This is a genomic window from Reinekea sp. G2M2-21 (genome assembly GCF_015687175.1).
Classification (GTDB): Bacteria; Pseudomonadota; Gammaproteobacteria; order Pseudomonadales; family Natronospirillaceae; genus Reinekea.
In genome coordinates this window covers 361,531-375,082 of record NZ_JADPQG010000004.1, presented here as the reverse complement: position 1 = coordinate 375,082, position 13,552 = coordinate 361,531, and the positions used below count along the sequence as shown (strand labels likewise).

At 49.6% G+C, this 13,552-nt stretch carries 12 protein-coding genes; 9 read left to right on the top strand and 3 right to left on the bottom strand.

The annotated features are described in order from the left end of the window. Positions 1–73: 73 nt before the first annotated feature. Both IYN85_RS16850 and IYN85_RS16845 read left to right on the top strand, forming a co-directional pair. Entirely contained in the window at positions 74–937 is an 864-nt protein-coding gene (locus tag IYN85_RS16850) for an oxaloacetate decarboxylase (RefSeq protein WP_196160082.1), read from the top strand. A 111-nt stretch (positions 938–1,048) separates the two neighbouring features. Further along, entirely contained in the window at positions 1,049–1,384 is a 336-nt protein-coding gene (locus IYN85_RS16845) for a nuclear transport factor 2 family protein (RefSeq protein WP_196160081.1), read from the top strand. A gap of 138 nt (positions 1,385–1,522) precedes the next feature. Here IYN85_RS16845 and IYN85_RS16840 read toward each other — a convergent pair whose 3' ends face one another. Then, entirely contained in the window at positions 1,523–3,997 is a 2,475-nt protein-coding gene (locus IYN85_RS16840; RefSeq protein ID WP_196160080.1) for a glycogen/starch/alpha-glucan phosphorylase, read from the bottom strand. A gap of 402 nt (positions 3,998–4,399) precedes the next feature. On the opposite strand from IYN85_RS16840, the gene IYN85_RS16835 reads away from it, so the two are divergent. The 7 genes from IYN85_RS16835 to IYN85_RS16805 all read left to right on the top strand — a co-directional run bounded on the left by IYN85_RS16835 (position 4,400) and on the right by IYN85_RS16805 (position 11,655). Then, positions 4,400–4,888 (top strand): fasciclin domain-containing protein, encoded by a 489-nt coding sequence (locus tag IYN85_RS16835; RefSeq protein WP_196160079.1) that lies wholly within the window; start codon positions 4,400–4,402, stop codon positions 4,886–4,888. Positions 4,889–5,042: 154 nt separating this feature from the next. Continuing rightward, positions 5,043–5,999, top strand: a complete 957-nt coding sequence (locus IYN85_RS16830; RefSeq protein WP_196160172.1) for a MoxR family ATPase — start codon at positions 5,043–5,045, stop codon at positions 5,997–5,999. Between the two features lie 53 nt (positions 6,000–6,052). Then, on the top strand, positions 6,053–6,910 hold the full coding sequence (locus IYN85_RS16825) for a DUF58 domain-containing protein (protein WP_196160078.1): 858 nt from the start codon (positions 6,053–6,055) through the stop codon (positions 6,908–6,910). Next, positions 6,892–7,356: a DUF4381 domain-containing protein gene (locus tag IYN85_RS16820; RefSeq protein WP_196160077.1), complete on the top strand. Its 465-nt coding sequence runs from the start codon at positions 6,892–6,894 to the stop codon at positions 7,354–7,356. The genes IYN85_RS16825 and IYN85_RS16820 overlap by 19 nt, the downstream gene beginning before the upstream one ends. After that, positions 7,353–8,324: a VWA domain-containing protein gene (locus tag IYN85_RS16815; protein ID WP_196160076.1), complete on the top strand. Its 972-nt coding sequence runs from the start codon at positions 7,353–7,355 to the stop codon at positions 8,322–8,324. The genes IYN85_RS16820 and IYN85_RS16815 overlap by 4 nt, the downstream gene beginning before the upstream one ends. After that, positions 8,321–10,051 carry a VWA domain-containing protein gene (locus IYN85_RS16810; RefSeq protein ID WP_196160075.1) on the top strand — a complete coding sequence of 577 codons (1,731 nt, stop codon included), beginning with the start codon at positions 8,321–8,323 and terminating at the stop codon, positions 10,049–10,051. The genes IYN85_RS16815 and IYN85_RS16810 overlap by 4 nt, the downstream gene beginning before the upstream one ends. Beyond that, positions 10,045–11,655 carry a BatD family protein gene (locus tag IYN85_RS16805; RefSeq protein WP_196160074.1) on the top strand — a complete coding sequence of 537 codons (1,611 nt, stop codon included), beginning with the start codon at positions 10,045–10,047 and terminating at the stop codon, positions 11,653–11,655. The genes IYN85_RS16810 and IYN85_RS16805 overlap by 7 nt, the downstream gene beginning before the upstream one ends. A gap of 27 nt (positions 11,656–11,682) precedes the next feature. On the opposite strand, the gene IYN85_RS16800 is transcribed toward IYN85_RS16805, so the two are convergent. After that, the gene (locus tag IYN85_RS16800) at positions 11,683–12,186 is read right to left on the bottom strand and encodes a GNAT family N-acetyltransferase (RefSeq protein WP_196160073.1); all 504 of its coding nucleotides are present in this window, start codon (positions 12,184–12,186) and stop codon (positions 11,683–11,685) included. Positions 12,187–12,309: 123 nt separating this feature from the next. Further along, the gene (locus tag IYN85_RS16795; RefSeq protein WP_196160072.1) at positions 12,310–13,407 is read right to left on the bottom strand and encodes a GGDEF domain-containing protein; all 1,098 of its coding nucleotides are present in this window, start codon (positions 13,405–13,407) and stop codon (positions 12,310–12,312) included. Positions 13,408–13,552: the final 145 nt, after the last annotated feature.

Here is a 13,552-nt window from a genome sequence, read left to right as displayed (position 1 = left end):
GAGGACAAGATTGTGACCAGCCGGATATACTCCAGCGACCTCATTTCGACGACCAAATAACCAAGGAGTCTGCATGGCAACGCCATCCCAACACGATCTGCGCAAAGATTTCCGCGCCTTACTCGACAGTAATCAGTGCTATTACACGGCGTCAACATTTGACCCGATGTCCGCTAGAATAGCAGCAGATCTCGGGTTTGAAGTGGGAATTCTCGGCGGCTCTGTCGCGTCACTGCAGGTGCTGGCGGCGCCCGATTTTGCGTTGATCACCCTCAGTGAGTTTGCTGAACAAGCCATGCGTATTGGTCGGGTAGCGCGTCTGCCGATTATCGCAGATGCCGATCACGGCTATGGCAATGCACTCAATGTCATGCGTACGGTTGTCGAACTGGAACGAGCGGGCGTGGCCGCACTGACATTGGAAGACACACTGTTACCGGCGAAATTTGGCCACAAATCAACCGATCTAATCCCCCTGGATGAAGCTATCGGCAAAATCGAAGCGGCACTGGAAGCGCGCATCGACCCTACCATGGCGATCATCGCCAGAACCAACGCAGGCCAACTCAGTATTGAAGACACGGTTAAACGGGTAAAAGCCTATCAAGCCAGTGGCGCTGACGGAATATGCATGGTGGGCATTCGAGACTTTGATCATCTCGAAGCCATCAGCCAGCATGTCAGCGTTCCGTTGATGCTGGTCGCCTATGACAATCCGGAATTAAGTGATCGTCAACGCTTGGCAAATAATGGTGTACGTATTGTCGTCAATGGTCATGCGGCGTACTTTGCGGCTATTAAAGCCACATACGATTGCCTGCGCGAACAGCGCCATGTAGAAGCCAGCCCATTAAATGCCTCAGAGCTTTCAACGCGTTACTCAACACTGGAAGAAAATCGGGAGTGGGCCAAAAAATACATGGAAGTACGCGAATAGTTCCGCGACAGCCGTTGTCAGGATGCTCGCGTGAACCACTGTTATCGATTATCCGGTTTCGCTAAGCTGCCCGGCCATTTTCTTAAACCATTGAGAGCGCCGGGAGCGACCATGCTGCAAAAACTGTTTACCGATTATATTAGTGCCTATGCCGCGAAAGATATCGACGCTATAGGCGAAATGTTTGCCGACGATATTTTACTGCGCGATTGGAAAATTTCCGTTTCCGGAAAAGACCGGGCACTTCAGGAAACCGCCATAAATTTTGCTAACGCCCAAACGATTTCCATCGACGTATTGCAGACCTATGCGTCAGACAGTGGGGTTGCCGGCGAGCTGAAGATTGTCGTCAATCATACGGAAATACTGTATGTAACGGATGTGATTCAGTTTAACGATGAAGCCAAAATATCCGCCATTCGTGCTTATATCGGTCGTGCAGATTAAGGAACAGATCGCGCCAGATTCCCACACAGAAATCTTCCATTTAAGAAGACTCAGTCGTTCTATTTCTGATCCGCTAAGAGCTATTAAGACATAAAAAAGGGTGCCAATGGGCACCCTTATCTTATGAGTCTCTTACCACTATTTTGCCGCAGCAGGTACACCCTTCATATGCCAAATGTAGTCTGCATAGTCCGCAATTGAGCGGTCGGAGTTAAACTTAGCCAAACTCGCGGTATTAATGATCGCCGCACGTGCCCAGGCTTTCTCGTCTCGATATAAGGCATCGATACGCTTATGCGCTTCGGAGTAAGCTTCAAAGTCTGGCAACACCATGAATGGATCAGATTCAACCAGGTTGCGCTTCACTTCACTCAACAAACCAGGTTCGCCCGGCGTAAAGAAATCGCCGTCCAGCCAATCCAGTACGGCTTTCAACTCATCATTGCCGCGGTAGAAATCGCCTGGGTTATAGCCCTTCTTCTCCAGAGCGACCACATCGTCGACTTCCATACCGAAGATAACCACGTTTTCACGACCCGCTTCTTCCGCAATTTCGATGTTAGCACCATCCATGGTTCCGATGGTGATCGCACCATTCAGAGCCATTTTCATGTTACCCGTACCGGAGGCTTCTTTACCGGCCAAAGAAATCTGCTCAGAAACATCGGCAGCCGGAATTAATTTTTCTGCCAGAGACACTCGGTAATTTGGCAGGAAGACCACTTTCAACTTGTCGTTGATGCGCGCGTCGTTATTGATTTTTTCCGCCACTTTATTGATCGCGAAAATAATTTCCTTCGCCAGCTTGTAGCCTGGTGCGGCTTTCGCGCCAAAGATAAATACACGTGGGTGCATATCGTAGCTTGGGTCAATCAACAGGCGACGGTACAACGCCATGATGTGCAACAGATTCAAATGCTGACGCTTGTATTCGTGCAAACGTTTAATCTGTACATCAAAGATGGCGTCGGCGCTGACTTCAACACCAGTCAGATCTTTAATGATCTTAACCATGTCTTCTTTGTTTTCTTTCTTAACCGTCATGTACGCTTTCTGGAATTTCGCATCGTCAGCCAAGGGCTTCAGACCTTCCAGTTTTTCCAGATAACGTGGCCAGTCAGCATCGATATGCTGCTCAATCAACGAAGACAGACGAGGGTTACAGGCTTTCATCCAACGACGTGGCGTAATGCCGTTGGTGACGTTGACAAACTTACCTGGCCACAGCTCATTCATTTCCGGGAATAGGTCAGTTTTAACCAACTCGGAGTGAATCTGCGCTACACCATTCACGGTGTGAGAACCAATGGCGGACATGTGCCCCATACGGATCATCTGAGCGCCACCTTCTTCGATAATCGACAACTTACGCTTGATCTCGTCGTTACCTGGCCATTTAGCCTCGACTTCGTCGTTCAGGAACCGAGCATTGATTTCAAAAATAATTTCCAGATGCCGTGGCAGTACCTTTTCGATCAATTTCAAAGGCCATTTTTCCAACGCTTCCGGCAACAACGTGTGGTTGGTATAAGCAAACGTCGCGCGGGTCATTTTCCACGCCTGATCCCAGGTTAAACCTTCCTCATCAACTAATACACGCATCATTTCAGGGATGGCAACGGCCGGGTGAGTATCGTTCAACTGCATCGCGTTCAGTTCGGCAAACTTGCTCAAATCGCTGCCATGGGCTGTTTTGTAGCGGCGCATCACATCGGCAATAGAAGCTGCACTGAAGAAGTATTGCTGGATCAAACGCAATTCTTTACCGGCTTCGGTTTCGTCGTTCGGGTACAGAACTTTAGATACCGTTTCTGCCTGCACAGACTCCGCATAAGCATCCACGTAACCACCTGAGTTAAATACATCCCAATCGAAGAACTTATCCGCACGGGATTCCCACAAACGCAAAACGTTTACGTTTTGACCGCCATAGCCAACAATTGGAATATCCCACGGAATAGCCCGCAATGTGCGACCTGGGTGCCAAACCTTCCGCGACGCGCCATTTTCATAAACGGTTTCCACATAACCGTACAACTTCACCGTCTGTTGCGATTCAGGACGACAGATTTCCCACGCAGAACCGAACTCGCGCCACTCATCTGGGCGTTCAACCTGGCGACCATTAAAAAATTCCTGACGGAACAAACCGTGCTCATAGTGAATACCGTAACCTACAGCAGGCAGATTCAACGTGGCCATAGAATCGATAAAACAGGCAGCCAAACGACCCAAACCACCGTTACCCAACGCCATATCCGGCTCTTCTTCAAGAATATCGGTCAGACTGTGGCCCAGATCAGTCATCGCCTCATCAGCAATTTCGTATAAGCCCAGGTTCTGCAGGTTGTTGGACATCAAACGACCCATTAGAAACTCAAGAGACAGATAATGCACCGCACGTGCATCTTTAGAGGCGTGAGTCTTCCGTGTACGGCTCACACCATCATAGACAAATTCATTAACAGCAGCAGCGACGGCAAGGTTCCAAGCCTGTTTAGACGCCTTTTCTTCATAGGTGCCTAAAGTAGAGTGCAAATGCTTGATAACAGACTCTTTAAACTGCTTTACGGTTAATTTCGGCTGAGGGGCCGCTGACTTTTTACTCGGCATAGTGAATACCACCCGTTTGTGTATGAAATTGGCTCTGTAAGCCTAGACGACTTACACAAGTAACAAATATTTCTTGAGGGCGAATCATAATGACCGAGCCTGAAAGGAAAAGTATGAAATGTAGGAAAACTACCAGGCAGCTTAGCTCCACCCTCAAGGTCCAAAAGAGAGCAAAACGGCAAATAAACTGTTCCAAATCAATAACTTGCTTGATTCGCCTTTACTTTGGACAGATTAGGCACTGCGTACATAGCCAAACTGGTTAAAAATCGCCCTACGTAAGAGGGTGTAATTCAGATTATTAAAACATTTTGAGGTTCTTGTTCAATTTTCTCAGACAATCCGCTGAGCGCAGCCTTCACGTAACAAAGGGGCACTTAACAACAACAGGAAAAACTTAACATGAAACTGACACAAATCATCGCGACCACTCTACTGTCTATCGCCGCCATTGCGTTTAACACCGCACAAGCTGCCGGGCATTCCATGCAGAAAGATATCGTCGACACCGCTGTAGGTGCCGGAAGTTTCACAACATTGGTCACCGCAGTACAAGCAGCTGGCCTTGTTGATAAATTGAAGGAGGCCGGTCCCTTCACGGTATTTGCGCCAAATGATGACGCCTTTGCTAAAATTCCAGCAGAGACGTTGAACGCTCTGGTAGCCGATAAGGAAGCCTTGACCAAGGTGTTGGGCCTACATGTCGTGGCAGGTAAGTTTATGGCCGAAGACGTCGTGGGTATTTATCAGGCAACTACCATAACCGGCCGAACGCTAAACATTAAAGTCAGCGGTGGCGAAGTCTTCGTGAACGGCTCTAAAGTGATTGCCACGGACATTGAAACATCCAACGGTGTTATTCACGTCATTGATACTGTCATCACTAAGTAATCCTCTACTTTTCGCAAGAGCGCACGGCTCTTGCGATTCTTTATCGTTGATTTCAACACCAGACGTTCGCAAAAAACCGGTAAACCCACTTGAAGCTGGGATGAACTGTCGTTAGTTTTCGCACTCCTTTCCAGATTCAGACGTGTTGAGAAATATGGACAGCAGCGCAGCGATAAAGTCATTAAATACCGCCCTTCAGGCCCGTATTATCGGTCAAGAAAAGCTCATTGAATCGTTAATTATCGGTCTGTTGGCCGACGGTCATTTACTCGTTGAAGGCGCTCCGGGATTGGCCAAAACCACTGCAATTAAAGCCCTCTCTGAAGGATTCAACGCCTCATTCAAACGAATTCAGTTTACGCCAGACCTCATGCCCAGCGACGTGACCGGTTCGGATATTTACCGAGTGGAAGAGCATCGTTTCGAGTTTCAACAAGGTCCGATTTTCGCCAACCTAGTGCTCGCCGATGAAATCAACCGCGCTCCCGCGAAAGTGCAGTCCGCCTTGCTTGAAGCCATGTCAGAACGTCAAGTATCGGCCAGTGGGCAAACCTATCCGTTGCCCAAGCCATTTCTGGTGATGGCGACGCAAAACCCAGTTGAACACGAAGGCACTTACCCTTTACCCGAAGCACAGCTGGATCGATTTTTACTGAAGGTTTCACTGGATTACCCAAGCCCGGATAACGAATTGAAAATTCTGCGTCTGGCTCGCGCAGAACAGGCCAATGAACTACCCGGTTATGAATCCATCAGCATCGATGAAATTCTGCAAGCCCGACATGCCGTAGAAGCCATACACGTCAGTGACGCAGTGGAACAATATATCGTGCAGTTGATCCACGCCACTCGACAGCCACAACTGTTTGATTCCACCCTGGCAGACTACATTCTCTATGGTGCTTCACCACGCGCCACCATTGCATTGGACCGTTGTGCTCGCGCGGTTGCCTGGTTGCAAGGGATGGACTATGTCACGCCCGCCCACGTCCAAAGTGTTGCTCACCGTGTTATCGGTCACCGGCTGGTGTTGAGTCTCGCGGCACAGGCAAACGGGGTCGATGGTAACGCGATGGTCGATTCGATACTGGCCGCCGTTCCGGTCGCTTGATAACCATGCAGGATTTCGTCATACAAGGCACCGAGGTCAGGGTCGAAGATTTATTGAAACTTCAGACCCTCGCGTTGGATTTGAAGAAACTGAATGCGCGACCATCCCGATCGCGTCGAATCGGCGAACAACGTTCCAAATATCGTGGTCAGGGTCGTGAATTCATTGAAATGAAACACTATCAAACCGGCGACGATGTGCGCCAGATAGATTGGCGGCTAACCGCGAAAAAACAGGAGCCTTTCGTTCGGGTGATGCAGGAAGATCGGCATATCGAACACGTCATTTGGCTGCCATTGAACGCCCGTCAATACTTTGGTACCCGAGTGTGTTTCAAGTCAGTTCTTGCCTGTCACTGGGCTGCGTTTCTGGTATGGCGGTTTCACCAACTAAAGCATCCGGTTCGTTTGCTGATAGACGTAACACCGGGTTGGCACCGGCAAATAAAAATCGCCAGCGCCCGACACGCAGCACAGGCCTGCAAACTCATTGTAGAGAGCCACGCCTATCTGGCACAGAATTTCAATCACAGCGCAGAACCGGCACTGGAGGCACCGCACTGGAGTGGCCACCCCAATTTATGGATCATTTCTGATTTCCTCGACGATCAACTGCCTTTGTACCAACAGGCGATTGCCTCGAAACCCGTTGCCACCGTGACCTGCCTGCAAACCATGGACAGTTTCGACGAACGTTTGCCGGATGTTGGATCGCTACCGGTGAAAAACCAACAGCAAACCGCTTGGCTACATACCTCTGAGCCATCTTTACAGCAACAATATCAGCTCTATTTCAAAGCTCACATCGAGGCGGTAAAACAGTTTTGCTGGCAACATCAGGGCGAATTGATTCAGCATTACAACCATAATTTTCACTGGAGGGAGGTGCAATCATGGCCGCTGTACCAGTGAATCAGACAATGGACCCTGCCCTGACAGAATTGTTGAACAATTTGGAACCCAACATTCTGCCAGCGGAGCCTTCGGTGTGGCCATTGGCCGTCGGCTACTGGCTTATCCTGTTCGCAACGCTGGTGGTTATCGGAGCGTCGATATACTGGAGGCGAAGCACCCGTCTGTCCCGGCAGGTCAAGCGAGAACTAAAACGATTGTCGCGACTAAACGATGTCAACGAACAACAGCAACAAAGTCATCGCCTGATCCGTTGGTTGTGTATTCACGCTGCGGGGCAATCCGCGGCGATGACCGATATTGAACTAGCAAACTTCGTGGCCAGCTTAACCGGTCGTATACCCGATTGGTTAAACAGCCACTATCAGAAATCCAACACAACGCCTGTGGATTCAAGCGAACTCTCCGCCTTGACAGAACAACTGTTACGCAAGGGGGCTGCATGAATATTGCGTGGCCATGGCTACTCGCCCTGCTGCCCCTGTATTGGCTGTTACCGACCGCCAAGAAGTCATCCACCGATGGGGCGTTGGAGCACGCTTTTTTAATGAGCCTGGCGCATCAGATTCCACAAACGCCACCATCGCGTCGTTTGAGCCAATGGTTGCCCGCCGTGATCTGGCTGAGCCTGATACTGGCGTGTATTCGCCCGCAATGGATCGGTGACCCTATCGACAATGAAACCAATGGTCGCAGCCTGTATTTGTCAGTGGATTTATCCGAAAGCATGTTGGAACGAGACATGACCTGGAATGGTCGGGCAATTGAACGCTATCAAGCCGTGCAGGCTGTTGTCGGCGAATTTATCGAAAGCCGTAAAAATGATTTCATCGGTCTGGTGGTATTCGGCAGCTTTGCGGAGATTCAATCTCCACTGACACCAGATACCCTTGCCATTAAAGAATTGCTCGCTGATTTGCGACCCGGCATGGCCGAAGGCAGCACTGCCATCGGTGATGGTTTAGCACTGGCGGTCAAACAGTTACGAGAATCGGACTCCCCGGATAAAGTGATAATTCTGTTGTCGGATGGTGAAAATAACAGTGGTTCCGTGACCCCTGAACAGGCAACCCAAGTCGCTGTGCAGAGTGGCATCAAGGTTTACACCATAGGCTTTGGCAGCGATGGCAGCAACTCAATCTTCGGTCGACTCGGGTTTGGCGGCAGTGGTATTGATGAAGCAACGTTAAAAGACATTGCCGAACAAACACAGGGGCAATATTTCCGCGCCACCAGCACCAGTGATTTGATCGATGTTTTCAACTTGATTGAACAACTCGAACCCAGTGAAGAATTCCAGGATCAGCAACGCGTTGTTACGGAACTCTATTGGTTACCGTTGAGCATGGCGCTATTACTGCTGATCCTACAACACTTTTTTCCTTTGTTTAACCGATGGGTCCAAACACGATGATATTGCTGCGACCAGAATTTCTGTGGCTGTTACTGTTGTGGTTACCGATCAGCGTCTGGTGGTTCCGACATCGACGCACCAGCGGATGGCATCAGGTAATAGACCCGTCACTGATCTCTGCCCTTACCCCCAGTAAAACATCCGCACGGATTGCCACGCGTTGGTGGCTGCCATGTTTGTTGTTGCTGGTTATTCTGGCGTTAAGTGGACCTGGCTTTTCCAACAGCCAACAAAAAACGGCCAGCCAGGGCAACCTGTATGTCATTCTGGATAACAGCTTATCCATGGCTGCTACCGATATCTCGCCCGACCGGCTTACCCGTGCAAAACGAATGATCATTGATTGGGCGAAAAGCGGCCTGTTTGATAAAACCAGCGTTATAACCTATTCCGCGTCTGCTCACACCCTGACACCCTTAACCAGCGACGCGCAGACCATCGAACTGCAGCTGCAAAGTCTGACACCCTATATCATGCCGGAGTTTGGCAATCGACCAGAGCTGGCTTTTGCTCAACTGCAGAAAACCTTGACCACCAACAATGAGCCGAAACCCCACATTTTGTGGCTGACCGATGACATTCCAGACAGCAAAGTCGATGCGCTAAAAAATGTTTTGCCTGACGTGAAATCAGCCAGTCTCGTTGCGCTGGGCACCGCGGCAGGCAGTCCCATCCCCTTGCCAAACAATCAAGGATACTTGATGAACGGCAATGAAATGGTGATCGTTAAAACAGACAGTTCACAGATTCTGGCTAACGGTCAGAAGCTGGGATTCAGTCCGGTCAGCCTGGGTGCGCAACCCAATCCTGATCGTTTTAACAGGCTTGACGCGCAAGACAGCACTCAAACCGGGAACAAAGATGTTGGTTACTGGTTGTTGTTTCCGGTACTGGTACTGTGGCTGATGTTTGGTCGCCAGCGTTCTATGTCACTAATCGCCGTTCTGGTGTTGAGCTTTGGTTTTACAACCAAACCGGCATACGCCTTTGACCTGTTTAAAAATTCAGAGCAACAAGCCTACGAAGCTCTGCAACGCAAGGATTCAGAGGCGGCGTTATCATTGACCGATCGTACCGACATTCGCGGGCAGGCTCTGTTTGACAGCCAACAGTATGAAGCCGCGGCGGAAGCATTTGCCCAACAGCAGGATGCAGACAATTTTTATAATCTGGGCAATGCATTGGCCCATGCTGGCAAATTGCGCGAAGCGATTAAGGCCTATGATCAGGCAATCGCGCTCGCCGACAATCCTCAGGCGCAAACGAACAAAGCCAAAATTGAGGAATATCTGAACAATCAAAATCAGAACAGCTCGCAGCAACAGTCCGGAGAACAAAACGACAATACGGAAAACGGTCAACAGAGCAGCGACCAGAACTCCGAGGCGCAATCCGGGCAAAACTCACAACAGAACCCGCAGGATTCGTCGTCTTCGCCACAGGACGCAGCGTCGGAAGCTGACGCTCAAGACACAGAGCAACAAAACGGATCGCCGCAAGACGAACAGACCTCGCAAGAAGCCGAACAACAAACACCGGCAACGGAACCTGCCGATGAACAAACTGGACAACCCCAGCAGGGGTTAGACCCACAACAGATGCGAGCAGAACAGGAAGCAGAAGCGGTCTTGAATCAATTGCAGTCGAACCGCAATTCTTTGTTGCAACAGAAATTCCGGTTTCAATACCAACAAAACCCAACTGAATCGGACGGTACACTATGGTAAGACAATTCCTTCTCATGTTCGCCCTGTTATTGACAGCCGTGCATGGTGCAGCACAGGTCACCGCGACGGTGAATCGCACAGAATTGTATGACGATGAATCTCTGTTGCTCACCGTCAGTGTGTCCCCTATTGGTGAACTGAACCAACGTGACCTCGACGCACTCGCCAGTCTGTTTACTATCGAGCAGAGTTTCCGTCAGGAAAGCCGACAATCGATTAACGGTAAAACCACCACCAAAGTAGACTTTCAGTTTCGTCTGACACCCAAGCAATCAGGCACACTGGGCATTCCAAACTTTCGCGTCAATGGCGAGCAAAGCCAACCGATGTTCATCACCGTGCTGGAGTCGACCAAGCGGGTGGATGACCTCGCAGAAGACGCCGTTATTTTTACAGCGACGTTAAGCAGCCAAGAACCTTATATCGACCAGCCAATCACCCTGACTCTCGAATTGGATTATAAAATTCAATTCCGCGACGCCAAGATTGCGGACGTACCCATGGACGACTTTGATACCGCATTGCTGGCTGAAAACCAGACTACCAAAACGCTGAATGGCCAAACCTATAACGTGTATTTGCGGACTTATCAGCTGACACCGAAAAAACCGGGCCTCTATCGGCTACCCGACTTCCGGTTCACCGCAGAATACCCGAACCAGAAGCAAGGTCGATTCATTCGCTTCACCCGTAAAGCTGAGACCCCCGCACTGACGGTGCGTGATATTCCAGCGGACTTTCCTGCCGGTGCGTATTGGCTGCCGTTGTCCGACCTGACGTTGACCGATAACCTGAGCACCCGCATTGAGAGCGAACAAAATGAGCACATCGACTGGCAGGTAACCATGACAGCGCAAGGTCTTCCCGCGAATCGTTTACCCGATGTTTTGAAAGGTCTGGAAAACTCTCTGTCCGATGACGTGAAACTGTACCGAAACGCACCCAAAATCACCGAGACCCAGCGTTTGGATTCGGCGGCGCTGTCGTTCCTGCAACCCGGCACAAAAACATTACCCAGCCTGCAAGTTCCTTGGTGGAATACGCGCACCGACTCTCTGGAATGGGCAACACTTCCCGGCAAAACTTTCTTGATCAACGCCAACCCTCAGGCTCAATCGCCACTACTAGAACCGGCCCCGCTTATTCAGCCAACGCCAGTACTGGAAGATATCCAAATGACGCCGTTACCAAAACAACCGGCGGAATCCAATGTATGGCAATGGCTCGCTATTGGCAGCGTGATGGGCTGGCTGTTAAGCAGTGTCATCTTTATCGTGATGTGGCGTCGTTGGCAACGACAGCTGAACGCAAAAGAGGATTCGGTAAACCCGCCAGCTAAACGCCACGCAGAGCCGGTCACGGCGGGGCAGTGTTATCAAGCATATTTACGCCTTCTGAGAACGCAGAAACTGGACGACGATGCATTGAGTGCTCGGCTCGCAGACGACGAAATTAAGTTGTTACAACAACTTGAATCGTCGCTGTTTTACAACCAATCGGCCTCACCGGACATCACTGCCATTCAGAAAATTCTGAAGAAATTAGAGAAGCCCCGACCAACACAAGAGACGCAGGGAGGTTTTAATCTTTACCCGTCTTCATAACCCATTTAACGGTTTAAAAGCCGTGCATCAAATCAACTTCGCCATCTGCAGTTCATCAACAAAGTCGCCATTCACTTTCAGCGAATGGCGTTTAATTCCTTCTTGGCGATAGCCGCACTTTTTGTAGAGTCTGATCGCTCGTTCATTGTGACGCATCACAGTCAGCTCCAAACGATGAAAATGCGTATCTCTGGCCCAGGCTTCCAGAGCATTCATCAGTCGAAAACCGATACCGCGCCCACTAAACTCCAGATCGACGCCAATCGCTATCACCAACGTATGCCGATTTCGGTTAGCATTACCGCCATTGCCAACCACGATGCCAACCATCTGCTGCGCAGACTTAGCCACTAGCATCTGTCTGCGTTCGGAATTCTGAAATTCACCGATGCGCTGAGTTTGTTGTTCAACATTGATGACTCGCTCGTCTGGCTCAAACAGCATAAAACTGGTTTGCGTATCCAGTTTTTTAAACAGATCGATAAGCAGAGATGCGTCACTTTGACGTGGCGGGCGGATTTGAATGGTCATAATACTTGGTTGTCAGTGGCCGAGAATCGAACATAGCATACTAAGAAAGGTAGCACCTCTGTCAACTTCTGAGTGAGTGATACCCATCATGCACAAGGGTTAGCCGACGTGGCTGCTCCGTCTTCAACCGACGACAGTACGATCGCGCCCCTCTGCCTTGGCCAGATACATAGCTTCGTCCGCGCGACGGATAACCTGATCCAGACTTTGCGGACGCTCCCATTGCGCGATACCAGCGCTGTAGGTTACCTTCAAGGCTACTTCAGTTTGCGCCGCTAAAGATTTGCGCAACTCTTCGTCCATCGTTTGCATTTGAATACTGTTGCCTTCGGCGACCACCAGAAATTCTTCACCACCAAGCCGTCCGACGTAACCTGAAATCTGTTCACTGTGTTGAGTCATCAGATCGGCCAACAGTACCAATACCTTGTCCCCTTCCTGATGGCCATACAAATCATTGATTTGTTTAAAGTGATCGACATCAATCAGCATCAAGGTAAATTCATTGCTGGTACTGCGCAGCCGTTCCACCTGAGCCAAAACAGTTCGGTGGTTCAAAAGTTTGGTCAGACTGTCTTGTTCTGCATTTCGCCGCAATTCATCTGCCAGACTGTTCGCTCGTTTTAACTCTTGGATAAACCGACGTGTATGTCCCATTAACAAAACACCCAGACTCACCGAGCACATCGCATAGGTTACGAAAAGGTCTATCAATCGATCGCGGCGAGTTCCGTATGGGTATATCCAATCAGGATATGAGATCTCCATGACCATCAGCACAACGGGCATCACAACAAAACCAACCATAGCGAGTTTCAGAATTGAGTCTTGGGCGCGATACACGCCAACACTGTAGGTTAATGCAATGGTAAAAATAATCAGTGAAGGACCATTGGAGCCTGCGTTAAAAAACCAGGTCGAGGGCAACACAATGTAACTCAATGACAGTAATATTCCGTTGGTGGTCACATTGACTTTATTGCGCCAACGCCCAAGGAACCAGAGCCAAACATTAAACGGCAGAAGCAAACTAAAAACCCAGTTCAATGGTGCTGCCGTCACGCCTGAGATTAAGTTAAATAACAGAGACACCGACAAAAAAGCCGTTGCTGTTAAGGCAAACAGCATCTTGGTTTGGCGCAACGGATCGGAATCATCCCCTAACAGAAAAATAACGATGTTACGCAAACGGCTCTTTTGGCGACGATCGAAACGGCTCAAACAACGCCCCCTCTTAAGACGGAACCCTAGGGCTCAAAAAGGTTGGATAAACTCAAACTGAACCCATTAGCGGCTAATTAAGACAGCCAATAGTCTTTATTACCATAGACCATTCTGCTCTGTCTGTTTGCTCAAGTTGATAAAC

What these genes read in the sequence shown, in the direction of transcription:
- IYN85_RS16850 (WP_196160082.1), top strand. Translation starts at nt 74, where the DNA reads ATGGCAACGCCATCCCAACACGATCTGCGCAAAGATTTCCGCGCCTTA.
- IYN85_RS16845 (WP_196160081.1), top strand. Translation starts at nt 1,049, where the DNA reads ATGCTGCAAAAACTGTTTACCGATTATATTAGTGCCTATGCCGCGAAA.
- IYN85_RS16840 (WP_196160080.1), bottom strand. Translation starts at nt 3,997, where the DNA reads ATGCCGAGTAAAAAGTCAGCGGCCCCTCAGCCGAAATTAACCGTAAAG.
- IYN85_RS16835 (WP_196160079.1), top strand. Translation starts at nt 4,400, where the DNA reads ATGAAACTGACACAAATCATCGCGACCACTCTACTGTCTATCGCCGCC.
- IYN85_RS16830 (WP_196160172.1), top strand. Translation starts at nt 5,043, where the DNA reads ATGGACAGCAGCGCAGCGATAAAGTCATTAAATACCGCCCTTCAGGCC.
- IYN85_RS16820 (WP_196160077.1), top strand. Translation starts at nt 6,892, where the DNA reads ATGGCCGCTGTACCAGTGAATCAGACAATGGACCCTGCCCTGACAGAA.
- IYN85_RS16815 (WP_196160076.1), top strand. Translation starts at nt 7,353, where the DNA reads ATGAATATTGCGTGGCCATGGCTACTCGCCCTGCTGCCCCTGTATTGG.
- IYN85_RS16810 (WP_196160075.1), top strand. Translation starts at nt 8,321, where the DNA reads ATGATATTGCTGCGACCAGAATTTCTGTGGCTGTTACTGTTGTGGTTA.
- IYN85_RS16805 (WP_196160074.1), top strand. Translation starts at nt 10,045, where the DNA reads ATGGTAAGACAATTCCTTCTCATGTTCGCCCTGTTATTGACAGCCGTG.
- IYN85_RS16800 (WP_196160073.1), bottom strand. Translation starts at nt 12,186, where the DNA reads ATGACCATTCAAATCCGCCCGCCACGTCAAAGTGACGCATCTCTGCTT.